Consider the following 23,216-nt stretch of genomic DNA (forward strand, 5'->3'; position numbering starts at 1 on the left):
TATATCTAGATACAGTTTAAAGATTAATAAAAGTAATGTGTTTTATATTTTTTATAAAAATCTATGAATATCTTTTGAATTGTGCAGAGGATATAACTTTATTTTACGTGCATAGTGAAGATTTTGTTCTAATCTACTATGTTCAAATGGTTTTCCATGTCCAGGATAAATCATCTTGGGTTTTGTATTTATAATTGTTTCCCAAGATTGAGCAAATTCCATTTTATTTTCTGCAAATATGGTGATTTTATGAATACTTGGAAAGCCATTCATTGCAGAATCTCCACAAAATAAAGTACCATTATTAAGTAGTAGGGAAATTGAATCAGAAGTATGTCCAGGTGTTTCTATGATTTTTCCATTTAATTCTTTTTCAATTTCTTTTAGATTATTGTCAGAGATAAGAATACATCTTTTTTCAAACTCTTGCTTTAGTGTAGGAAAACAATGTCCACCTTTTCCAAACAGTTTCATAATTTGACAAAAGAGAAAAGCGGTACGACTTGTGCATCCACCAATAAAAGAGTTTTGTCCTTTATACAGAGCTTTTAAAGCTTTATCATGCATGACAATTTTTGTATTAGGAGATTCTTCTAAAATCTGATTTATAAAACCTGCATGGTCATCATGGGCATGAGTTAGAAATATGTATCTAATGTCTTTGATTTTTATGTTGGATTTGAATATTTGTTTTTTGAAATGTTTAAAACCATTTTCATATCCAGTATCAATCAAGACAAAACCGTCTTGAATAGGGTATAACCAATTATTTACAATTAGGTTTCCTGCATTAAACATTTTTTCACCACCTTAAATTAAAATAGAAATTTGTATAGTTAGAAAGAATATATCATACTTATATTTATACTTCAACAGAGTCTTAAAAGTTTTAAAGTGAGTAGCACCAGTAAATATTTGCATTATCTACAGATGCTACTTTTTTGTGAGTTTTGTGGGGCTAGCACTAATTCTTTATAGGATTAGCAACTTATAAGATGAAATAATAACTGTAGTGTAAAGTTGTTACTTTTCAAGATATGCTTTTAAGGCAAACCCAATAAATTTTGATGCCCCATCTCCATATTTCTTATCATTAATTTCAATAAATGTAGGATTTGATATATAATTTTCAGACATAATAAACCAATAGTTATCTCCCATATCAATACCGTTGTTAATTTCATCAGTAAAGGAAATTAGCTCTCCAACTAATTCTTGGACATCTAAAGATGTAACATCTTTACTTAGATTCTCTGTAAGTTTTTTTGTAATATCATCGCCTTTTTTTATAAGGTTGAATACTTCTGATTGGTCTATAGTAGGGCCATTAGACACAAAATTTTTAAGATTACTTTCCATAGCTTTTGTGTATTTTTCTATACTTCCATACTGTTTAGTTGCCATATCAGCTATTTTGTTTTCATTAGACTTCATTTCTGAAATCATTTCATCAAAGTTTTCAACACTTCCAAATTGCTTGATAATTCCATCAGTATGAGTCTCTTTAAACTCAGCTAATATACGAAAATATTCATTCATATTAAAATCTTTAAAATCCATACAGTTTTCTCCTTTTATAAGTTTATCAAGTAGCTCTAATAGAGCATTTAATCTATCTCGTTTTATTTGAATTAGTTCTCGTTGATTCTCAAATGCGGTTACCCTATCAAATTTAGGATTTTCCATGATTGTTTTAATTTCTTTTAATGTAAAATCAAGTTCTTTAAAAAATAGAATTTGTTGTAAAACTTCTAATGCTTTTTCATCATATAATCGATATCCAGCACTCGTTATTTTTGTAGGTTTAAATAAACCAATTTCGTCATAAAACTGTAGAGTACGTATACTAATACCAGTTAGTGAAGAGACCTGTTTTACTGTCATCATTTTAATTCACCTTCTTTCATACTCTGTAATTGAGACCTAGCTAATATTATTTTTGCAAGAAATAGCATTTACTTATTAACCCTATCTCTAACTACTACTGTATACTATCACTATACGTGAGGGTCAATATCTTTGTTATATTTTTTCTAAATAATATTAAGGATTTTACTAAGAATAATATGTTTTATTTTAGTTGTGATTTATGAGACGTGCTTTATTTGAAAAGTAAAAAGTCGGTAATAAGGTATTCTACAAATAAAGAGAAAGATAAGAAAAGATGGTATAGCTTTTAGAGCGTATACCATCTTTCATATTAGAAAAATATAATTATAAAGTTTTATCATGCTTTTCTAAGAATGTTAGATATTCTTCTTTAGTCATAACTGGAGTAAAGGCATCTAATATGCTTTTAGCATCTTTAGCATTATCAAAAAGAAGGTCTACAACTGTAAGTGCCATTGCTTTTGCAGGGATTATATATGCTAAATTTTCATCAACTATTTCAAAATCTCTTGTATGAAGAGCACCTTTTACACCACCAATCATAGGATGAAGAGTAGGCATTATATGAGATACATCACCAAAATCGAAAGAACCTGTAAAATCTCCACCATCAACAACTTTTCCTTCTAGACCCAAATCTTCAAGATTATTTTTAAATAAATTATCAAGATTTTTGTATCGTAATATTGGTAAGTAACCAGGAATTTCAGTTATTTCAACCTCAGCTCCAACTGCCATTCCACCAGCCATTAAGGCTTTATTTATTCTTGAATTAGCATCAATCATACCGTTTATAGTTCTAGCTCTTACATATGATTCCATATGGACATCAGCAGGAACAACATTTACTATATCTCCACCTTTTGTGATGATAGGGTGGAATCTAACTCTTTCAGATTCTTTAAACGTTTCTCTAAGTGCGTTTACGTTGTTTATAGCAAGCATTGCTGCATTTAAAGCATTTATACCATCATGTGGAGCAGAACCAGCATGAGATTCTTTACCTATAAATTTAACTTTTTTTCCGACAAATCCGTTACTTTCAGGACCAACTAAAGCTTTATCTTCTCCTAAATCAGAAGAGTGAAACATCATAGATATATCTATATCATCAAAATAACCTCTTTTTATTAACTCTTGCTTTCCACCGAAGTAAGTTATTTTTCCTTCTTTTTTCAATTGTTCTCTATATTCCAACTCAATAAATTCTTCAGCTGGAGTAGCCATAAAAGATACTTTACCATCTAGATGTTCTAAGACACCACTTTTTACTAAACCAACAGCTGCACCTAACATTCCAGCTATTTGAATGTTGTGTCCACAAGTATGAGAAGCACCTATTTCATTAGCATCTTTATGTTCTTTACATGATATGCCATCCAATTCTCCAAGTATAGATATATGAGGACCTTTTTTATTAGAATTTGCATCTGCCTTACATCCTGTTACAGCTATATTTTTCTCTACAGATAAGTTTAATTCTTGTTCAAAGAAGTTTGAAACAGCTTCTGTAGTTTTAAATTCTTTATATCCATATTCTGGATTATTATATATTCCTTGACCTACTTTTAATATTTTTTCTCTATTTTCATCTATAGTCTTTATTACTAGAGATTTTAATTGTTCTTTGTTCATAATAAATTCCTCCTATATTTTACCTTGAATACTTAAAACTATATGAGCTATACTCGCACATGCGAAGAATATAGTTGTGAAAACAATAAGTGATATTATAACTATTTTCCATGACATTTCTTTTAAAGATTCTATTTTATTTCCAACAGAAATTCCTGCAAAAGCTAGTAATGGAGTAGTTACAGCCATAAAGTTAATATTATTAGTGTTTGTTAAGAATACTTCAGATGTTGGGCTATATGGCATACTAAGTAAAAGACCTATTATAGTTGCAAATCCAAAGGCTGGAAAGATTGATTTAGGAAATAAATCTTTTACAATCATAGCAGCCATAGCAGCTAATATTAACATGACCATTCCAGGAAGAGCTGTAACTATAGATGTCCCAACGCTAATTCTTTGCCCTATAAGAATTATAACTCCAATAACAGACATAACCAATAATTGATATGAACTTTTCTTTAAATTTAAATTAGCAAACATTTATTAGCACTCTCCTTCTGTTGTTTCAATTTCTTTAGTCTTTTTATTTTTAGCAAATTTAGGTTCTAAAATCTTGTACATAAGATTAGTAAATGGTAAGGATACAAAAACTAAGAATATAATTCCTGTTATACTGGACATCATATTACTTGTTGCTGCATAGGCAAGTATTGTATCTGCCATTTCAGGTGGCACCATAGTAGACAATGAACCAGCAGCCGCTGTCATCATACTTCCACTACCAACACCACAAGCCATTCCCAAAGCATATGGATGAAGACCACTATAGATAGAGACTGAACCTAGCACACTAAAGTATATAGTACCAAGAACTGTACCCATTAAATATGTACCAAGTACACCACTACCTTCTGGAGAATTTATTCCATATTTCTCAGATATAACTCCTAAAGAAGGTTCACGGCTTATACTTGCAGTAGCTCCAATTGCTTCTCTTTTCATACCAAATATTAAGGCAAGAGGTAATGCAACGATTGGTGCAAGTATATGACCAAACTCTTGAGCGATGAATGCTGGTCCAGCTTGAATTATCTTATCAATGTTTGGACCAACTGTAGTACCATATTTTATACCAAGCATTACTAGTGCAATTCCAACAACTTCCCCAGCAATGTTTATTTCTTTTTCCCCAATAGCTTTTTTAAGTGCTTTAATTTTTTTCCCTAATAAATCTGGTGTTATTATAAGTCCAATTATAACTGCATAGAGCATAGGAAATAGTACTATAGAAGCTTTTCCAATAGCTATAGTTCTTTGCCCTATAAATTCACATATTACTACTAATATTAAGCAAGTTAAAAATACTTGAATAAAATGTTTTTTATTACTTTCCATGATTTCCTCCCCAAAAGAATAAGTATTGTACTTATTTGAAATAAAAAATACGCTTTCTCAAGTGTAATACGTTTTCCTATGTAATATATAACTATTTCAAACAAGTTTCAGAAATGTCATTAACATGTCCTTAATTAAGGATAAAACAAAAATTTAACATTGTCAACGAAAAAAATGTAAAATGTTACATATTTTTCAATATACTGTAATATATTTTATTCGTGAAAAATTATTTAAATATTGTAGGAATAATAGATAAAAAGCTTTAAAATAAATAATATAAAATTAAGAAATGATAAATTGAAATTTTCAAGTGAATGAAAGTATTTTAAGGTTTAAATAAACATTAAAAATTAGTATGACTAACTTAGATTAAATAAATTTAATGATTCTAGTAGGTGGTAATGAATGAAAATAAATAGATTAACAGAAATAATAGTAATACTATTAAATAAAAAACTAGTAACTGCTAAAGAGTTGGCAGAGAGATTTGAAGTTTCTACAAGAACCATATATAGAGATATAGAAACTTTGTCTATGTCAGGAGTGCCAGTATATATGACAAAAGGTAAGGGAGGTGGAATATCTTTAATAGAAGAGTATTCTATAGATAAGACCATATTATCAAAAGAAGATAAAGAGAGTTTAATAGTGGCACTCAAAACTTTACAGGCAACAAAGTATCCAGAAATAAATTCAGTAGTAAATAAAATTGGTTCAATATTTGGAGAGCAGAACTTTGCAAACTGGATTGAAATAGATTTTACTGAATGGGGAAGTAATTTTAATGAAGATGATAAATTTACAAAAATAAAAGAAGCTATTTTAAGACGTAATACTATAAATTTTAATTATGTAAATAGCCTATCAAGTCAGACAAATAGAACTGTTGAACCTATGAAACTTATGTATAAGAGTAAGACTTGGTATTTATATGGATTTTGCAAATTAAAGGATGACTTTAGGATATTTAGAATTAGCAGGATAAAAAATTTAGATGTAAAAGAAGACGTATTTTCAAGAAAAATAGTAGAAGATGTATGTTTTAATGATTCTAAAGTGATTAAGGAAAATACTATAACTTTGAAATTGAGATTTAAAGAGAAGATGCTTTTTAGAGTGTTTGATGATTTTAATAAAGATTTAATAACTAAAAACAAAGATAATACATATGATGTGATTGCTGAATTTCCTATTGGTGAGTGGATTTATGGTTATATTTTATCCTTTGGGGATAATGTTGAAATACTTGAACCTAAAGAAGTTAGAGATAATGTAATAACTAGACTAAAAGAGTTGTCTAAAATTTACTCATTATAATATAATAATTGGATTAAAATGGTTATTTAAAATTTATTCATTACATAATATCTCACTAAGTCTAATTATATTAAAAATATGACATAAAGGTGTCGTATATTATAAATTATAATTGAATTAAATAAGTTTAAAACTAAAACACATTAATAAAAACAAAGTGAGGTATAAAGTATGGATTATGAAATAGTAAATATAAGCGAGAAAATAGTTGTAGGAATATCAAAAGAGACTACAAACCAAGATGGACAAGCATTAAAAGATATAGGTGAGTCATGGAAGAAATTTATGGGGAAAGGTATATATAACTCTATAAAAGGTAAAAAGAATGAAAAGACAATAGGTCTATATACAGATTACCAAGGAGATTTTACAAATCCATATAACTTTGTTGCATGTTGTGAAGTAAATAGTAATGCTGATAAAGACAATAATTTAGATGAATTAAATACCAATGATGCTGTTGGAGAAATTATTATAAGTAAAGTTATACCAGCAGGTAAGTATGCAAAGTTTACTGTAGTAGGAGATATTCACAAAGCGATAGGAGATTTCTGGGTTGAATTTTGGCAAATGGATTTTGATAGAACTTATAGTAGTGATTTTGAAGAATATCAAGGTAATACATATGATGATAATAAACATGAAATTCACATTTACATAGGAATAAAGTAGATTTACCAGTACTATATTTGGTAGATGTAATTTGTTATTGACACATGTCAAATGAAGGGTTATTATGAACTAGTAAATGTTAGAAGCAAGACAATAGAATGTTTGAAAATTTTATGAAAAATTTTTATACATGAACTGTGAAAGGGGATTTTCCTATGTTTGAATGTGCATTTATTTATGTTGCTAAAGGTCTTAGTGCTGAGAAGCAAAGAGCAGTTATTCCATCTGATACTATCAATATGAATGTTATTGGTGTGGAAAATTATGATGAAGCAGAAGTTGTAGCTAAAGAAATGGTAGAAAAAGGATGTACAGCTATTGAATTATGTGCTGGCTTTGGTAATGAAGGTATTTACAGAATTAAAAAGGCTGTTGGACCAAACGTTGCTGTAGGTGCAGTGAAATTTGATTTTCATCCAGCTTTTGGGTTTAAGAGTGGCGACGAAATGTTCTAATAGGAAATATTCTAATAGGCAGTGTTTTTCATAATGTAGACTATGAGAATGTATTTTCAGAGATACTCTAAAATGAATTTTAAAGAAAGTAAAGAATGATAGAAAAGCATACATTTAGTACTCTAAAGTATTATACTTTATATTAATAGAGATAAGTAGAGAAAGCTATGATGCTTGTATGATGTTTTATTATTTATAACTATAAGCAGTGAATCTATAAAAGGTTTACTGCTTTTTTTATGCTTCACAATAGCAATATCACTTTGAACTTGTATAGACATGTTATTTTATTATATATTTAATACTTTTACTTGAAATAAGATACTTATAACTATCAGGATGTATCTTGCAATTTTTAATATAGAAAAGAAAAAAATATAGGGACAAATTAAGATAATAGTTTTGGATTTATGAATATATAATTAAAAAAAATATAAAAAATAATCTATAAAGCTAAATCCAATTTAATCGATAATACATATATAGAAATATAATTAAATAAGTAAACAACTCTTTATTGAATGTTAAGTAAGCTAGAAGCTATATTGGAAGAGAGCAAATAAACTTGTAATTGAATATTTGAGTAGTGTTAGAAGCTATTTTCGTTTTTGATAAATTACAGATTCGGCAGACTATAAAAATAAATAGACAGAAATAATTTTGATGAATCTGAAATTTTTTTTCATACAAACATAAAAAAATATAAAGTTATTTCTATCTTAATTTGATTACTTCTGACAACCTTTTATGTTTTATACAATTATATTTTTAATAACTCGTCAAAATGCCAAACATATATTACAATATATATATAAGTTTTTTCATTGACAAATTGTGTTAATATGGTTGAATATAATATGGCATAAATAATTACTTTTATTTATCAATGAAATACATTTATTATGTAGCGAAAAATAGTCAGATAGTATAGATAATAACTGAAAATAAAGGCATTTATTGTTGTACATATGGAGGAGTTAGTTTTATGGAAAATAAAATTTTGATAGTAGATGATGCTATTTTTATGAGAATGATGATTAAAGAAGCTCTGAGTAAAAGTGGTTATGAGAATTTAGTAGAAGCAAATGACGGAGAAGAAGCTTGTAATATATTTAAAGATGAAAAGCCTGATTTGATGTTACTTGACATTACAATGCCAAAAAAAGATGGTTTAGAGGTGTTAAGAGAAGTAAAAAAGTTAGATTCAAATGCTAAGGTGGTGATGTGTTCTGCAATAGGACAAGAAAATATGATTGTAGAAGCTATAAAACTTGGAGCATTAGACTTTATAGTAAAACCCTTTAAAACGGATACATTGGTCAAAGTTGTGAACAATGCCTTAAAATAAGAATGTAAATACGCACTGATTCAGTGAAAAGTACATAAATGCAATAATAAAAGGAGGGGTTTATATTATAAATTATTTAGAACTTGATGATGCTCATATAGATGCTCTTAGAGAAATTGGTAATATAGGCTCTGGGAATGCAATTACTTCACTTGCATCTATGATAAATAGCAATATAGAAGTATTAATACCAATGGTAAAGATACTTGAATATAACGAAGCGACAAATTTGCTTGGTGGTCCAGAAAACAAAGTAGCATGTATTTTACTAGATATGAAAGGTGATATTAATGGAATGTTTATGTTTTTGTTGGATGAATCAATAACTCAAATTATGCTAAATTCTCTTTTTAATAAAGAAGAATCTATTTTAGATGAGATTGAAGATATTGAAATTTCAGCAATCAAAGAAATAGGAAATATTATGGCAAGTTCATATGTAAATGCTATAGCATCTATGTTAGACATGACTATAAGTATTTCAGTTCCAGATATGTGTATTGATATGGTTGGAGCTGTCCTAAATGTACCTATGATAAGATTTTCAGATGTTGGTGACAAAGTTTTATTTATAGAAAATAAGTTCAAAATGAGTGGTAATTATTTTACTAGTCATATTTTGATGATTCCAGAAATGGGCTCACTTAAGGAAATCTTGGTGAGATTGGGATTAGAAGTATGAATAAGGAGATAGTAGTAAACATTGCAGACATGAAGATAGCTTATAAGCCAAATGTTTTGGTTACCTATGCGCTTGGTTCTTGTGTAGGAGTGTGTTTGATAGATAAGGTAGCAGGAATTGGTGGAATGTTACATGTTATGTTGCCATATAGTAAAGATGCCATTAACATTGAAAATAAATACAAATTTGCTGATACAGGAATAAATGAGCTTATCAAGTCTATGGAGCATATAGGTGCAAATAGAATATATATAAAAGCAAAAATTGCTGGAGGAGCTCAAATGTTTTTAGGAAATAGCAATTCATCAATTGCAAGCATAGGTCAGAGAAATGTTGAAGCAGTAAAAAAAACACTTCTAGGGCTAAATATTCCAATAATAGCAGAAGACACAGGTATGAATTATGGAAGGACAATACGTTTTTGTACTGGGACAGGTGAATTGCTTGTAGATTCAATAAATAAAGGTAAAAAGAAAATATAATATAGATTTAATTGAGAGTATATTTAGGAGGGAGGAGTTAAATGAGATTTCCAGATGACCCATATTTAGATTATAGGTTAGTTGATGAGGGAATTAAGTATCTAAAATTTAAAGTAGATGAGCAAGATTTTGGAATTGAGATTGAAAAGGTTGTAGAAATTGTTGGAAATCAAGAAATTATATTTATTCCAGAACTCCCAACATATTCTAAAGGTATAATAAATTTAAGAGGGAAAATCATTCCAATAATAGATATGCGTTTGAGACTTAAAAAAATTGATTTAATTATTACTAATTGTATATATATAGTAGTAATTGAAACAAAAGATTTGTTAGTTGGATTTATGGTTGATAAAGTTGATGAGATAATAAGCTTAGAAAAAAGTCAAATATCTCTTCCACCAAGAGTTACTCTTGAATATTCAGATTATTTTGTAAGTGGTATTGGAGAAATAGAGAGTAAAATAATTACCTTACTAGATTTAGATAAACTTTTGACAGATAAAGAAGAAATTTTAATAGATGAAGTAGTTAATAAATATAATTGCACTATCATGTAGCACAGAGATATAATTAAAAGGTTATTATAAAGAGATTGTGATGGGAACATTTGAGAATGTAGTGGTATAATTATTAAGTATAAGAATTTTAAGTTATTAAAATCTGAATATATTATGTTTAAGAGAGGTTTGTATATGGAAAATAAGCAACAAGGAACAATTTTAGTCGTTGATGATAGTGTCCTAATGTGTGATTTAATAGATAAAACACTTACAAAAGATAATTTTAAGGTGAAAAAAGCATTTAATGCAATAGAAGCAAAAGAGTTTATTGAAGAATGTATACCGGATATTATTTTACTTGACATAATTTTACCAGATAACTCTGGATTTGATTTTTGTAAGGAAGTAAAATCTAATTTTCGCACAGCAGATATACCTATAATATTTATAACTTCAAAAAATGCAGATACAGATATAGTAAAGGGGTTTGGTGCAGGTGCAATAGATTATATGGTGAAGCCTTTTAGTATGACAGAATTAAAAGCTCGTATTATGGCTCATCTTGAAGTAAAGAAATCTCAAGATAAATTAAAAAAAATAAATAATGAGCTGGAATCTTCTCTTGAAAAATTGAATAGACTCGTTGTAAGAGATTATCTTACAGGCCTTTACAATAGACGACATATAATTAATCAACTTATGGAACAAAGAAAAATTAATAAGTTTAATGAGACATCTATATCTCTTATTCTAGGCGATATTGATGATTTTAAAGTTATCAATGATACTTATGGTCATGAAGCAGGGGATTTCGTGTTGACAATAATATCAAGTATAATAAAAAAGAATTGTAGACAGATTGATACGGTCTCAAGATGGGGTGGAGAAGAGTTTTTAATAATGCTTACAAATACTTCGATGGAAGGTGCTAAAATACTTTCAGAAAGAATTCGCAAAGAGATAAAAAATTTTGAATTCAACTATAAAGAAAACAAGATAAAATGCACTATTACATTAGGTGTAGTAGAAGTAAACTCAAATATATCATTAGAAGAAAACATATCCTTAGCAGATAAAGCAATGTATGAGGGTAAAAATTTAGGCAAAGATTGTAGCGTAGTAAGTACAATGAAAGGATTAAAAAAGATATAAACTAATATCTTAATAAACTTACTTTATAAAGGAGTATAGATATGAAAAGAGAAGTAAAGCTTTCTAAATTGGCAATTGTATTGCTAATTATTATAGTAATGGCTGTTCTAGCAGGGATTTTTTCTTCAATTTCATCTTATAAGGCATTCGAAAAAGTAGAAAAAAGCATTAATGATATGAATAATTTGAGAACTCAAAGTCAGTATATAAAAGATACAACGAGAGAAGTAAGTGATGTATTAAGAAGATATGTATTTACAGGTGATAAAAAGGATAAAGATATTTATGAAAAAGAGTTATATGGAAAAACAAGAGAGTCGGCTTTAGATAAATTAGAAAGAATTGGTCTTACAAAGAGCGAATCTAATAAAATCTTAGAAGCAAAAGAAATATCAGATTCTTTGGCTCCAACAGAACAAAGTGCTATGAAAGCAGTTGAAAATAACGATAAGAGCATGGCTCAGAGTATAATTTTTGGTAGTGAGTATATAAATTCTCAAGAAAGAATGGATTCTTTGATAAATGAATTTCAAGAGGATATAGCTACTCGTTCAAATAATGAAATTATAGAAGTCAAAAAAGAATTACAAAGTTTAATACTAAGAACCATATTTATACTTTCTCTACTAATAATACTGACAATAATAGAATATACAGTAATAAAATTAAAGATAGTGATTCCTATTAATAAAGTAGAAAGACACTTTTCAAGAATTGCATCTGGAGACTTAAGAACAAGTATAGATGTTGAAGAAAGTAAATCTGAAATAGGAATGTTAGTTGGTTCCGTTAAAAAGATGCAAAGTATGCTTTTAAACTATATAGACCTTATAGACAGTACACTGACTAGTATTGCAAAAGGAGATTTAAGAGTAGAGATAGACCAAGAATTTATAGGAGATTTTAAATCAATTAAAACATCATTAGAAAGTATAATAAACTCTTTTAATAATGATTTTTCTGAAATAAATTTATCAGCAGAACAAGTTGCAAGTGCATCTGAACAAGTAGCAGCAGGTGCTCAGGCTCTTTCACAAGGTGCTACTGAACAAGCTAGCTCAGTAGAAGAGTTAGCTTCCACAATTAATGAGATATCAGATGGAATTAAGAAGTGTGCAGATAGTGCTAGTCTTGCATGTGAAGTATCTGACCAATCAGCACAACAAGTTAGTTTTGGAAGCAGATGTATGGATGATATGATGACTTCAATGGATGAAATAAGTGAAAAATCCAGTGAAATATCAAAAATAATCAAAACAATAGATGAGATAGCTTTTCAGACTAATATTCTTGCATTAAATGCAGCTGTTGAAGCAGCAAGGGCAGGTCAATATGGTAGAGGATTTGCAGTTGTAGCAGATGAAGTTAGGTCTTTGGCTGGTAAAAGTGCAAAAGCAGCTCAAAATACAGCAATTCTTATAGAAGAAGCCATTAAAACAGTAGAAAATGGTGTTAAAATTGCTAAAGAGACTGCAGAAGCGTTAGATTTAGTGGTAAACGGTGTAGAAAAAACTACTGATTATATTAACGGAATTTCTTCGTCTGTACATAGCCAAGAAGTAGCAATTACACAGATTTTATCTGGAATAGAACAAATTTCTATAGTAGTCCAAATGAACTCAGCAACAGCAGAAGAAAGTGCAGCAGCTTCAGAAGAGATGTCGGCTCAAGCACAAATTTTAAAAGAACTAGTAGAAAAATTTCATCTAAAAGAAAGTGAGATAAGAGAATCATCGTGGATTTAAGTTATGAGATATTGTATATAACGGAAAATAGAAAATTATTTGAGGCCGTAGGTGATAAATATGAATTATATTGAACCGAGTATGAGACCAATGTTAGATATGTTTATATTTGAGACAAGTCTATTACTTGAACAATTAGATGAAATTATGATTCAAACAGAAAAAGAAAAAGTATTTAATTATAGCAATATTAATGAAACTTTTAGAATAATGCATACGATAAAAGGTTCAGCCTCTATGATGGGGCTAGACAACATAGCCGCTTTGGCACACAGTGTAGAAGACTTGTTTTATGTCATACGTGAAGAAAAAATAGAAGTTTTAGACAATGACTTTTTGTTTGATTTAGTTTTTCAATCTTTGGATTTTATAAGATGTGATATAGGTAAGTTGCAGTCAGGAGATTGCATATCTTCTGATTACTCTAACTTTATAGAAACAATTAAAGATTATGTAAGTACTTTGGAGATATCAAGCTCTATGGAACCAAAAGAAAATATAAGCTTAGAAGGTACAGATGATAAAGAAATAATAGATTCAGTTTTTTCATATAAAGAAGGTTCTGATATAGCAAAAATAATCTTTGAACAAGATTGCATGATGGAAAATGTAAGAGCTTTTATGCTTATATTTGAAATAAGGGACTACTGTAAATTTCTAGAATTTTATCCTAGAGATGTGGAAACAAATACAGAAACAGCAGAATATATTAAAAAATATGGGTTTTATATACAGTTTATTGCTAAAGATGACAAAAGCATAGTTTATAGAACTATACAAGAGAATCTCTATGTAAAAGAATACCTAAATATTAGTGAAAAAGATATAGAAGTAAAAAGAACCTTGGATAATAGTGAAATAGAAAATAAATTAAAAAATAATCAGGAAATAAGCGTAGAGTATCAAAACACTTATACAACAGAATATGAATCACAAGAAAATATTTTAAAAGAAAAAGTAGACATAGAAAAGTACAGTCTAAGTGATGAGAATGAACATTTGCCAATAAGTAAACAGAGTATTATGAGTGTAAATTTAGAAAAATTAGACTTACTTCAAAATATAGTTGGAGAAATTGTAATTATGGAATCAATGGTTGTAAATAGTGTGAACTCTACAGGTGTTGATATAGATAATTTCAATAAAGCAACTAGACAATTGCATAAGCTTACCGATGAATTACAGGACATAGTAATGTCAATGCGTATGATTCAAATTGCTGGTGTATTTCAAAAAATGCATAGAATTGTACGAGATATGAATAAAAAATTGGATAAAAATGTAGAATTAATAACTATAGGTGCAGAAACAGAAGTAGATAAAAATGTAATTGATAATTTAGCAGAACCATTTATGCATCTTATAAGAAATGCTATGGACCATGCAATAGAACCTATTGAAGAACGGATAGCTAAAGGTAAAGAAGAAGTAGGAAAGATAGTTCTATCTGCTGAAAACTTAGGTGGAGAAGCCGTAATAAGTATTTCAGATGATGGTAGAGGTCTTATGAAAGATAAGATTTTAGCAAAAGCCAAAGAGCAAGGTATCCTTAAACATTCAAGCAATGAATATACTGATGATGAGGTCAATTCTTTGATTATGACTCCAGGATTTTCTACAAAAGAATCTGTAACTGAATTTTCTGGTAGAGGAGTAGGCATGGATATTGTACGTAAAAGTATTGAAAAGGTTGGAGGTTCAATTGAAGTAAAAAGCAAACAAGATGAAGGAACAACATTTACTATGAAAATACCACTGACTCTTTCGATAGTAGAAGGTATGGAGTTTAAAGTTGGAGATTCGCTATTTACTTTACCAATATCATCAATAAGAAGAACGTTTAAACTCACAGATTTAAACCAAATAGTTACAGAAGGTAATACAAGAGAGTTAATTATGATATATGGAGCATGTATCCCTATTATAAGGTTGCATAAAATATATAATATTCAAACAGAGGTAACTAATCTAATGCATGGTAATATGATAATTATTGAAAATGAGCAGAAAGCAGCATGTATTTTTGTTGATGAAATAATAGGAAATCAACAAGTTGTTGTAAAGCCATTTCCAGTTTATTTTAACAGGTTCAATATGAAAAACAATGGATTATCAGGATGTACAATACTTGGAGATGGAAGTATAAGCTTGATTATAGATGCAGATAACATTATGGAAATATATTAGGGGATTTAAAGTATGTCTAAAGATGAAATTATTAAACAAGTATTAACATTTTATGTTAATGATGTTCTTTATGGAATAGAATTAGAAAATGTGATTGAGACTATAAGATTTCAATCAATAACATATGTACCATGTCTTCCAAAGTATATAAGTGGAGTTATTAATTTACGAGGAAGGATAATACCTATTACTAATATGCATATAAAATACAATCTTCCTGAGACTGATTATAATGAGAGAACATGTATAATAATTACAAAGGTTGATGAGTATCAAGTTGGAATTATTGTAGATAAAGTTGTCGATGTTATCCAAATAAAGAAATTAAATATATTAGAGACAACCGATTCTAACAACATAAATACGAATAAAGATGTAAAAGAAATCGCAAAAGTTGGAGATAATTCTATACTAATTTTAGATATTCAAAAGTTTTTGATTAACAACATGTAGTTAGTTTTGACAAATTAGCAGGAGGAATTTTTTGCATGATAAAGCTCACTGATGAAGAATTTATAATTCTTGTAAACCATATAAAAAAAGAATATGGTATTGATTTAAGCAAAAAAAGAGCATTAATTGAGGGTCGGTTATATAATACAATGAGAGAAAGAAAGTTTAGTTCTTTTAGTCAGTATATGAATCTATTATTTAAAGACAAGACAGGAAATGAAGCTATAAACCTAATAAATAGACTGAGTACTAATCATACCTTTTTTATGAGAGAACCCCAGCATTTTGAGTTTATACATGATAATATACTTCCTTTTTGGGAAGAAAACAATAAATTAAAAAACTTGAATATATGGAGTGCAGGTTGTTCTAGTGGAGAAGAAGCGTATTCAATAGTTATGACCTTAGATGACTATTTTGGACATAATAAAGATTTGTGGAATATTAAAATTATAGCTACTGATATTTCAATGAATTCACTTGAAAAAGCTAAAAGAGCTACATATACAGAATTAAATGTTAACAATGTTCCTGATTTATGGAAGAAGAAGTATTTCATAGACAACAAAGATGGTACATTTAAAGTTTGTGATAAGATTAGAAGAAGTGTGGTTTTTAAACCATTTAATTTAATGAACGATTTCTCGTATCAACATTTTGATTTGATTTTTTGTAGAAATGTTATGATTTATTTTGATTTAAAAACTAGAGAAGAACTCATAAATAAATTTTATAGTGTAACTAAACAAGATAGCTTTTTATTTGTAGGTCATGCAGAGATAATTAATAGAAGCAATACCAAATATAAATATGTAAGACCTGCTGTCTATAAAAAATAAAAGAGTATTTTTGATATATGATTTTGTGGAGGCGGTAATGTGGAACATTTTAATAATATGGTAATTGCTATAGGTGCATCTGTAGGTGGCACAGAGGCAATACTTGAAATTATAAAAGACTTACCAAAATCGACACCAGGAGTTGTTGTAGTTCAACATATGCCAGCTATATTTACTGATATGTATGCACAACGGCTTGACAAGCAGTGTGTTATGAATGTAAGAGAAGCTAAAAATAATGATAGAGTAGAACGGGGAACTGTGTTAATTGCACCTGGAGGCTATCAGATGAAATTACATGTGAATAAAGACGGATATTATGTAACTTGTGAAAAAGGTGAAAGAATAAGTGGTCATTGTCCGTCAGTAGATGTTTTATTTGATTCAGTTGCAGAAGTAGCAGGTAAAAATTCAATAGGCATAATACTTACAGGCATGGGTTCTGATGGTGCAAATGGACTTTTAAAAATGAAAGAAAGTGGTTCATTTACTATTGGTCAAGATGAAAGTTCTTGCATAGTATATGGCATGCCAATGGTGGCTTTTGATAGGGGTTCTGTTATATTACAATTACCACTTGCTGAAATTTCAAACTGTTTGATGAGACATCTTAATATTTAAAGACGAAAAGATTAATTTTTTGTAAATAAAAAATTAATCTTTTATTAAATTATATGGATAAAAAACCCTAGAAACTCCAAATATAAGAAGAGAGATTTATATTTAGGAGGAAAATGATAATATGAAATTTTTTAAAGGCGATATGAAAGCTAAAGTTTTAAGATATGTATTTGTTTTAACCTTGACTATAATAGCTGTTTTAGCAATTAAACATGACCATATATATAATAATTTAGGGAAAGATGCTTCAATTAATCTAAATAGGAATAAAGAAGCAGTAAGTGTTATGAGTAATCAATCATTGCCAAAAGATAACACAAAGAGTAAACAAACTTTATCAGTAAGTACAATAGGAAGTAAAACAATAGTGAAAAATGATGAATATCTAGAAAGTACTATAAATATGCCTATAATAACAAATTCAAATAAGATTGTTGAAAGGTCTACAAATGATAAAATAAAAAATGATATCTTTGAATTTTATAACAAATCATATACAGAAGCAAAACAATATCTTAAGGATAATCCTGATGAAGAAAATAAGTTTGTTGCAAATGTGGATTTTGAACTTAAAAAGAATACTGACTCTGCTCTTAGTATAAAAGTAAGATATTATACTTATAGTGGTGGTGCACATGGATTTTATCAAGATATAGCATACAATGTGGATATGAGAACAGGAAAATTTTTAGAACTAATGGACTTATTTAAAGATAACACTAAATATAAGGAAGTTATAGATGAAGAAATTAAAAGACAAATAGCTGAGTTGGAAAAAAAGGATAAAGAAAATATCGGAATATACAATTTCAAAGGTATAAAAGAAAATCAAAACTTTTATTTACAGGATGAGAATTTAGTTATGTATTTTGATTTATATGATATAACTCCATATGCAGCAGGAATACCAGAATTTTCAATAAACAAAAAATTAATAAGCTATATGTTAAAACCAGAATATGTAGATTTATTTAATTTGAAATAGAAACTTAAATTAAATGTTATGCTATAATATCTAGCATAGAGATTTATTAAAATTGGGGGTATAAAAATGCTACTTTTAAAAAAAGACGACATAAAAAAAGTATTTACAATGAGAGATGCAATTGAGGCTGACAAGGAAGCTTTTAGAATTTATTGTGAAGGAAAAAGTGTAAATCCTTTGAGAACCAATATACAAGTTCCAAGTCAAGATGCTAGTATGTTATTTATGCCAGGATATGTAGAAGAATTGGGATGTGGGGGAATAAAAATTGTATCTGTATTTCCTAAAAATGCTCAAAAAGGTAAACCAGTAATTCCAGCAACAGTATTATTATTAGATGGCGAAACTGGAGAAGTGAGTGCAGCCTTAGATGGGACTTATGTAACTCAGATTCGTACTGGAGCAGCATCTGGAGCAGCTATAGATGTATTGGCTAAAAAAGATTCTAAGATAGGAGCTTTAATTGGTCTAGGAGGACAAGGTGAGCCACAACTTGAAGCTATGATAGAAGCTAGAACTTTGGATGAAGTGAGAGTTTTTAGTAGAAACAAGGAAAGTAGAGAAAAGTTTGCTGAAGAAATGAATTTAAAATTAAGTAAATATAATACTAAAATAATTGCAGTTGAATCTTCTGATGCAGCTATAGACAATGCAGATATAATAGTTCTAGCTACTCCATCAAAACAACCAGTACTTAATGGAAACTTAGTAAAAAAAGGAGCTTTAGTAAGTGCAGTAGGTTCATATATGCCAGATATGCAAGAGTTGTGCCCAAATTGCTTAACTAGAGCATCTAAGATATTTTTTGAATCAACAGATGCAGTTTTATCTGAATCAGGAGATATACTAATTCCATTAGAAGAAGGTAAAATAAGTAAAGATGATTTTAGCGGTGATTTAGGTAATGTTATAAATGGAACTATCCCTGGAAGAGAAAATGATGATGAAATAATTGTGTTTAAAACTGTCGGAATAGGTGTACAAGATGTCGTAACAGCAAAAAGAATATATGATAAAGCAAAAGAAAACGGTATTGGAATGGACTGGCAGTGGTAAAAATTTCAAAATAAGTCTATGATTAGACAAAATTATGTTATAATGTTGATAAATAAATTTTTTTATTATCTTAGTTGAGGGAGGATATTTGTATGAAAATGGTAAAAAAGTTAATATTATCTTCGATTATGGCTCTAGTTTTAGTTTTAACTATAGGGTGTTCTAATGCAGAAGAAAAAGTAAAATCAAATTTTGAAGCCAATTTAGCTGCACTAGAAATGTATAAATATGACGAAAAGGGAATTTCTGACGCATTAACAGAAGTTGAATATAAGCAAATTCAAACTTATAATAGCAAGGACAAGGTTTCAATGTTAGCTCAATTGACACCTCTTTATGGTAAAGAAAATGCTGAAAAGATATACAACACAATTGTTAAGTTAATCCAAGGAGTTGAAAAGACTGTAACAGTAGACTCTTCTAGTAAGGATAAGATAACTTTAAAAGTTGTAAGTAAAGCATTAGATACTAGTAAAGTAATGTCTGAAGCAAATAATTTAGTAAAATCATATGTAACTGATGAAAAGAATTACAACAAAAAAGAAAAAGAAGTTCAAGATGATATGGCAAAAATGATTATAGACCTTTACAATAAAAAGCCAACTAAGGATGTTACAACTTTAATTACATATACTAAAAAAGATGGTAAATGGCAACCACCTAGTAATATACAAACATTATGTGAAGGAATATATACAATTTAATTTATTTTAAAGACACAAAAACTATCTTTTAAACATATAATAAAATGTTTGGAGGATAGTTTATTTTATTCTAAAAATATAAATTATATTTTATAGGTAACGTATTTTATCAGGGTATTTAATACGACCTACTTGATTATTTTATTGTACTATTAGCCAAATTAATTTGATATATTTGGTAATACTGACTATATAAAACTAGTAATACAATTATGAGATATCTTGATAAAACATGGTGAATAATTGTGTGTTATATAGTCGAAAATATGATATATTAATATTATATTATGCGTTAAAAATTTACTTATGTATTTTTTAAAAGAAATTTTATATGAAATGAGAGGGGTGTTTTTTATGGTATCAAGGCAAGAATTAAAAAGAGTGTCCAAAGCTCAATTGTCTGGAAACTGGGGTACATGTGCAATTGCTATGGCAGTATACATTGCATTGATAGTACTAATATCAATTGTAGGATTGCCTTTTGAACCTTTAACTACTATTGTAGTAGCTATAATAGGTTTTTGCGTTGCAGCAGGATTTACATGTATGTTCCTAAAGATTACTAAAGATGAAAAAGTAAAAATAGGAGATATCTTTGTAAATGGAAGAATTTATTTAAGAAGTTTTGGATTTTATATATTAGAATCAATTGCTGTTTATATTTATTCTTTTATAATCACAATTATAGGAGCATTTTTATCATTTGGAGTTTTAATTACTAGTGGAGCGATTGAATATCTATCAAGTGATACTGTTGGGATAGGAACAATTATTTCTACTGGAATAACTTTAGTTCTTATAATATTTGTTCTTATGTTACCAGTTTATATATTGCTATTATATGTTTCTCAAGCTGCTTTCTTAATTTGTGAAGATAAGGATAATATGGGCGTATTTAAAGCTATGGGTGCCAGTTTAGATATGATGAAAGGAAATGTACTTAAATTATTTGTACTAAACCTTAGCTTCATAGGATGGTATATACTGGCAATAGTTACTCTTGGAATAGGTCTAATATGGTTGATTCCATATGTAGGAGTTACTAACTGTAATTTTTATAGACAATTATTAAAAGAGAATCCAGATGTAGATGATATATTATTAGATAAAGAAAAATCTTATTCTATGTATTAAGATAGTTTTATAGTTAAAGAAAATATAGTTTAACTTAAATAGTAAAGTATACATTGACAAAACTGTCTTTTAGAGGAATTATTTTCTTAAAGGCAGTTTTTGTTATTAAAAAATAAATGGTTGACATAGTATAGACTATTATGATAGTTTTTAATTATAGTAATGACTATTGCGATAACCATATTTGAGGAGCGATTTTATATGGAAATAAAATTATTTGATTCAGAACTTAAAGTAATGGAAGTTCTATGGGAGTTAGGAGAAAGTAAGGCAGGGGAGCTAGTAAAGATATTAAAAGAAGAAACTGGATGGAATAGGAATACTACTTATACAGTTATAAAAAAATTAGTTGCAAAAGGTGCAATAGAGAGAATTGAACCGAATTTTGTTTGTAAAGCTTTAATAAGTAAAGAAGAAGTACAAAAACAGGAAACAGAAACACTAATTAATAAGATGTTTGGAGGGTCTTCAGAGAAATTTCTTTCAGCTTTTCTTAATAAAGAAAATCTTTCAAGTGATGATATTACAAAACTTAAGCAGATTGTCGAAAAATTAAAGTGAGGTAAGATTTATGTTCATTAAATTGTTAGAAATGAGTTTTACTTCTGGAGTTTTACTTTTAATTATTATTTTCATAAGAGCATGTTTATTTAAAAAATTACCTAAAAAGGTATTTGTATTATTATGGTTGATTGTATTGCTTAAACTTCTTATACCAGTAAGTTTAAACTCTGGTTTTAGTATTTATAGTATAATTGAATCTACTTTTAATGTTGAGTTAGGAGCCACATCATCTGAAGATTACACTCTTAAGAAAGTCAGTAAATCTATAGGTAAAAATACTTCTAACAATAAAGTACTATCTGATATTGAGAATCTTACAATATTGGAAATGTTAGGTATTTTGTCCCTTGTGGTTACTATTATACTTAGTATGTTTTTATGCTCTAAGTATATTAAAATAATTAATCTTTTTAAAACTTCAATACATATAAAAAATCATGATTTTATTAAAAAATGGATATGTGAAAATAGGTGCTTTAGAAAATTTATGGTTTGTGTATCTGAATTTACTAAGACACCGCTTACATCTGGTATTTTAAAACCACGTATTATTTTACCAAAGCAAATGGACTATAGTAATAATCAGACTTTAAACTTTGTTTTGACTCACGAGATGGTTCATATTAACAGGTTTGACAATATGTTGAAGTTGTTTATGCTTTTGGCTCTTGTTATTCATTGGTTTAATCCTTTAGTTTGGGTAATGTTTTTTTTACTAAATAAAGATATAGAATTTAGTTGCGATGAAAAAGTGATGAATATGATTGGGGAAGAATACAGAGCTGATTATGCAACTGCATTGATAAGTTTAGCAGAAGAGAATAACCCATTTTCAATGGCGATTTACAATGGATTTGGAAAGACAAAGATAGAAGATAGAATAGTTAATGTTATGAAGTTTAAAAAGTCAACTTATGTTACCTTTTTAGTTTCAGCTGTATTAGTTTGTGGAACAAGTCTTGTTTTCGCAACAGGGAATAAAGAAATTAATGAAGTTGAATCTTTTGATTTAACAAAAAGTGATAAAAGTGAAGTTTCATTAAGTAATAAATCTAATGATTTATATTCTTCAAGTATAGATTCAGATATTTCTGTTAGCATGTCAAAGGCATCTAGGAATAAAGAAGATGAATCCATGAGTAAAGTGAGTAAATCTAAAAGCAATGAAGATGAATCCATTAGTAAATCAAGTAAATCTAAAAGTAATGAATATATGTCTGTGAATAAATCTAGTAATTACAATGATGTATTTTATACTAATTCAAAAAATTATTCAGTTCAGGAAATTGGTTATGATGAGAATGGTTTAGTTATATCAAGACAAGGAAATTTGTTGTCAGTAAGCAAAGTACAATATAGAACTTCTGTAAAAGAACCATAAATCTTAGAGATACAAGAGATTTAGAATTAAAATACTATCTTAAAATAAATTTAATTATTTTGAGATAGTA

The 23,216-nt window shown here is 28.3% G+C and carries 24 protein-coding genes; 19 read left to right on the plus strand and 5 right to left on the minus strand.

From position 1 onward, the window contains the following. Positions 1–51: 51 nt before the first annotated feature. The 5 genes from ACTG45_RS02905 to ACTG45_RS02925 all read right to left on the minus strand — a co-directional run bounded on the left by ACTG45_RS02905 (position 52) and on the right by ACTG45_RS02925 (position 4,863). Positions 52–798: an MBL fold metallo-hydrolase gene (locus tag ACTG45_RS02905; RefSeq protein ID WP_479919783.1), complete on the minus strand. Its 747-nt coding sequence runs from the start codon at positions 796–798 to the stop codon at positions 52–54. 225 nt (positions 799–1,023) lie between these two features. Next, entirely contained in the window at positions 1,024–1,887 is an 864-nt protein-coding gene (locus ACTG45_RS02910; RefSeq protein ID WP_479919784.1) for a MerR family transcriptional regulator, read from the minus strand. 327 nt (positions 1,888–2,214) lie between these two features. Next, positions 2,215–3,525 carry a M20 family metallopeptidase gene (locus ACTG45_RS02915; RefSeq protein WP_021383156.1) on the minus strand — a complete coding sequence of 437 codons (1,311 nt, stop codon included), beginning with the start codon at positions 3,523–3,525 and terminating at the stop codon, positions 2,215–2,217. Positions 3,526–3,537: 12 nt separating this feature from the next. Beyond that, positions 3,538–4,008, minus strand: coding sequence for a hypothetical protein (locus ACTG45_RS02920; RefSeq protein ID WP_021383183.1), 471 nt, complete (start codon positions 4,006–4,008; stop codon positions 3,538–3,540). 3 nt (positions 4,009–4,011) lie between these two features. Next, the gene (locus tag ACTG45_RS02925; protein ID WP_479918082.1) at positions 4,012–4,863 is read right to left on the minus strand and encodes a DUF3100 domain-containing protein; all 852 of its coding nucleotides are present in this window, start codon (positions 4,861–4,863) and stop codon (positions 4,012–4,014) included. Between the two features lie 408 nt (positions 4,864–5,271). On the opposite strand from ACTG45_RS02925, the gene ACTG45_RS02930 reads away from it, so the two are divergent. From ACTG45_RS02930 to ACTG45_RS03020, 19 genes are all read left to right on the plus strand, one after another. Next, complete coding sequence (locus ACTG45_RS02930) at positions 5,272–6,183, plus strand: helix-turn-helix transcriptional regulator (protein WP_021383170.1); 912 nt, start codon at positions 5,272–5,274, stop codon at positions 6,181–6,183. A 171-nt stretch (positions 6,184–6,354) separates the two neighbouring features. Beyond that, positions 6,355–6,855, plus strand: coding sequence for a GyrI-like domain-containing protein (locus ACTG45_RS02935; protein ID WP_479918083.1), 501 nt, complete (start codon positions 6,355–6,357; stop codon positions 6,853–6,855). A 155-nt stretch (positions 6,856–7,010) separates the two neighbouring features. Next, complete coding sequence (locus tag ACTG45_RS02940) at positions 7,011–7,310, plus strand: DUF6506 family protein (RefSeq protein ID WP_021383155.1); 300 nt, start codon at positions 7,011–7,013, stop codon at positions 7,308–7,310. A 985-nt stretch (positions 7,311–8,295) separates the two neighbouring features. Continuing rightward, on the plus strand, positions 8,296–8,658 hold the full coding sequence (locus ACTG45_RS02945) for a response regulator (RefSeq protein ID WP_021383186.1): 363 nt from the start codon (positions 8,296–8,298) through the stop codon (positions 8,656–8,658). 97 nt (positions 8,659–8,755) lie between these two features. Continuing rightward, a complete protein-coding gene (locus ACTG45_RS02950) occupies positions 8,756–9,340 on the plus strand; it encodes a chemotaxis protein CheC (protein WP_479920278.1) in 585 nt (194 codons plus the stop codon). Further along, positions 9,337–9,822, plus strand: a complete 486-nt coding sequence (locus tag ACTG45_RS02955; RefSeq protein ID WP_479919785.1) for a chemotaxis protein CheD — start codon at positions 9,337–9,339, stop codon at positions 9,820–9,822. The genes ACTG45_RS02950 and ACTG45_RS02955 overlap by 4 nt, the downstream gene beginning before the upstream one ends. A 41-nt stretch (positions 9,823–9,863) precedes the next feature. Then, complete coding sequence (locus ACTG45_RS02960; RefSeq protein ID WP_021383195.1) at positions 9,864–10,382, plus strand: chemotaxis protein CheW; 519 nt, start codon at positions 9,864–9,866, stop codon at positions 10,380–10,382. A gap of 135 nt (positions 10,383–10,517) precedes the next feature. Beyond that, positions 10,518–11,477, plus strand: coding sequence for a GGDEF domain-containing response regulator (locus ACTG45_RS02965; RefSeq protein WP_021383159.1), 960 nt, complete (start codon positions 10,518–10,520; stop codon positions 11,475–11,477). A gap of 41 nt (positions 11,478–11,518) precedes the next feature. Beyond that, positions 11,519–13,222 (plus strand): HAMP domain-containing methyl-accepting chemotaxis protein, encoded by a 1,704-nt coding sequence (locus ACTG45_RS02970; protein ID WP_021383187.1) that lies wholly within the window; start codon positions 11,519–11,521, stop codon positions 13,220–13,222. A gap of 60 nt (positions 13,223–13,282) precedes the next feature. Further along, complete coding sequence (locus tag ACTG45_RS02975; RefSeq protein ID WP_479919786.1) at positions 13,283–15,409, plus strand: chemotaxis protein CheW; 2,127 nt, start codon at positions 13,283–13,285, stop codon at positions 15,407–15,409. A 12-nt stretch (positions 15,410–15,421) separates the two neighbouring features. After that, entirely contained in the window at positions 15,422–15,862 is a 441-nt protein-coding gene (locus tag ACTG45_RS02980; protein WP_021383177.1) for a chemotaxis protein CheW, read from the plus strand. Positions 15,863–15,897: 35 nt separating this feature from the next. Then, the gene (locus ACTG45_RS02985) at positions 15,898–16,701 is read left to right on the plus strand and encodes a CheR family methyltransferase (RefSeq protein ID WP_479919787.1); all 804 of its coding nucleotides are present in this window, start codon (positions 15,898–15,900) and stop codon (positions 16,699–16,701) included. Positions 16,702–16,740: 39 nt separating this feature from the next. After that, entirely contained in the window at positions 16,741–17,322 is a 582-nt protein-coding gene (locus tag ACTG45_RS02990) for a CheB methylesterase domain-containing protein (protein WP_044212594.1), read from the plus strand. 121 nt (positions 17,323–17,443) lie between these two features. Continuing rightward, complete coding sequence (locus ACTG45_RS02995) at positions 17,444–18,307, plus strand: DUF3298 and DUF4163 domain-containing protein (RefSeq protein WP_021383164.1); 864 nt, start codon at positions 17,444–17,446, stop codon at positions 18,305–18,307. A 66-nt stretch (positions 18,308–18,373) separates the two neighbouring features. Continuing rightward, positions 18,374–19,363 (plus strand): ornithine cyclodeaminase family protein, encoded by a 990-nt coding sequence (locus ACTG45_RS03000; protein ID WP_021383161.1) that lies wholly within the window; start codon positions 18,374–18,376, stop codon positions 19,361–19,363. A 92-nt stretch (positions 19,364–19,455) separates the two neighbouring features. Further along, on the plus strand, positions 19,456–20,067 hold the full coding sequence (locus ACTG45_RS03005) for a DEAD/DEAH box helicase family protein (protein ID WP_021383193.1): 612 nt from the start codon (positions 19,456–19,458) through the stop codon (positions 20,065–20,067). Between the two features lie 354 nt (positions 20,068–20,421). Beyond that, positions 20,422–21,201, plus strand: coding sequence for a DUF975 family protein (locus tag ACTG45_RS03010; protein WP_021383181.1), 780 nt, complete (start codon positions 20,422–20,424; stop codon positions 21,199–21,201). Between the two features lie 201 nt (positions 21,202–21,402). Further along, entirely contained in the window at positions 21,403–21,762 is a 360-nt protein-coding gene (locus ACTG45_RS03015; RefSeq protein WP_479919788.1) for a BlaI/MecI/CopY family transcriptional regulator, read from the plus strand. 10 nt (positions 21,763–21,772) lie between these two features. Continuing rightward, positions 21,773–23,146 (plus strand): M56 family metallopeptidase, encoded by a 1,374-nt coding sequence (locus ACTG45_RS03020; RefSeq protein WP_021383168.1) that lies wholly within the window; start codon positions 21,773–21,775, stop codon positions 23,144–23,146. Positions 23,147–23,216: the final 70 nt, after the last annotated feature.

The sequence above is a fragment of the Clostridioides sp. LIBA-7602 genome (genome assembly GCF_056688945.1).

Coding starts and splice junctions, on each gene's coding strand:
- ACTG45_RS02960 (WP_021383195.1), top strand. CDS start 9,864: ATGAGATTTCCAGATGACCCATATTTAGATTATAGGTTAGTTGATGAG.
- ACTG45_RS03000 (WP_021383161.1), top strand. CDS start 18,374: ATGCTACTTTTAAAAAAAGACGACATAAAAAAAGTATTTACAATGAGA.
- ACTG45_RS03005 (WP_021383193.1), top strand. CDS start 19,456: ATGAAAATGGTAAAAAAGTTAATATTATCTTCGATTATGGCTCTAGTT.
- ACTG45_RS02970 (WP_021383187.1), top strand. CDS start 11,519: ATGAAAAGAGAAGTAAAGCTTTCTAAATTGGCAATTGTATTGCTAATT.
- ACTG45_RS02965 (WP_021383159.1), top strand. CDS start 10,518: ATGGAAAATAAGCAACAAGGAACAATTTTAGTCGTTGATGATAGTGTC.
- ACTG45_RS02930 (WP_021383170.1), top strand. CDS start 5,272: ATGAAAATAAATAGATTAACAGAAATAATAGTAATACTATTAAATAAA.
- ACTG45_RS02910 (WP_479919784.1), bottom strand. CDS start 1,887: ATGATGACAGTAAAACAGGTCTCTTCACTAACTGGTATTAGTATACGT.
- ACTG45_RS02935 (WP_479918083.1), top strand. CDS start 6,355: ATGGATTATGAAATAGTAAATATAAGCGAGAAAATAGTTGTAGGAATA.
- ACTG45_RS03010 (WP_021383181.1), top strand. CDS start 20,422: ATGGTATCAAGGCAAGAATTAAAAAGAGTGTCCAAAGCTCAATTGTCT.
- ACTG45_RS03015 (WP_479919788.1), top strand. CDS start 21,403: ATGGAAATAAAATTATTTGATTCAGAACTTAAAGTAATGGAAGTTCTA.
- ACTG45_RS02985 (WP_479919787.1), top strand. CDS start 15,898: ATGATAAAGCTCACTGATGAAGAATTTATAATTCTTGTAAACCATATA.
- ACTG45_RS02975 (WP_479919786.1), top strand. CDS start 13,283: ATGAATTATATTGAACCGAGTATGAGACCAATGTTAGATATGTTTATA.
- ACTG45_RS02945 (WP_021383186.1), top strand. CDS start 8,296: ATGGAAAATAAAATTTTGATAGTAGATGATGCTATTTTTATGAGAATG.
- ACTG45_RS03020 (WP_021383168.1), top strand. CDS start 21,773: ATGTTCATTAAATTGTTAGAAATGAGTTTTACTTCTGGAGTTTTACTT.
- ACTG45_RS02920 (WP_021383183.1), bottom strand. CDS start 4,008: ATGTTTGCTAATTTAAATTTAAAGAAAAGTTCATATCAATTATTGGTT.
- ACTG45_RS02955 (WP_479919785.1), top strand. CDS start 9,337: ATGAATAAGGAGATAGTAGTAAACATTGCAGACATGAAGATAGCTTAT.
- ACTG45_RS02925 (WP_479918082.1), bottom strand. CDS start 4,863: ATGGAAAGTAATAAAAAACATTTTATTCAAGTATTTTTAACTTGCTTA.
- ACTG45_RS02915 (WP_021383156.1), bottom strand. CDS start 3,525: ATGAACAAAGAACAATTAAAATCTCTAGTAATAAAGACTATAGATGAA.
- ACTG45_RS02905 (WP_479919783.1), bottom strand. CDS start 798: ATGTTTAATGCAGGAAACCTAATTGTAAATAATTGGTTATACCCTATT.
- ACTG45_RS02995 (WP_021383164.1), top strand. CDS start 17,444: ATGAAATTTTTTAAAGGCGATATGAAAGCTAAAGTTTTAAGATATGTA.
- ACTG45_RS02980 (WP_021383177.1), top strand. CDS start 15,422: ATGTCTAAAGATGAAATTATTAAACAAGTATTAACATTTTATGTTAAT.
- ACTG45_RS02940 (WP_021383155.1), top strand. CDS start 7,011: ATGTTTGAATGTGCATTTATTTATGTTGCTAAAGGTCTTAGTGCTGAG.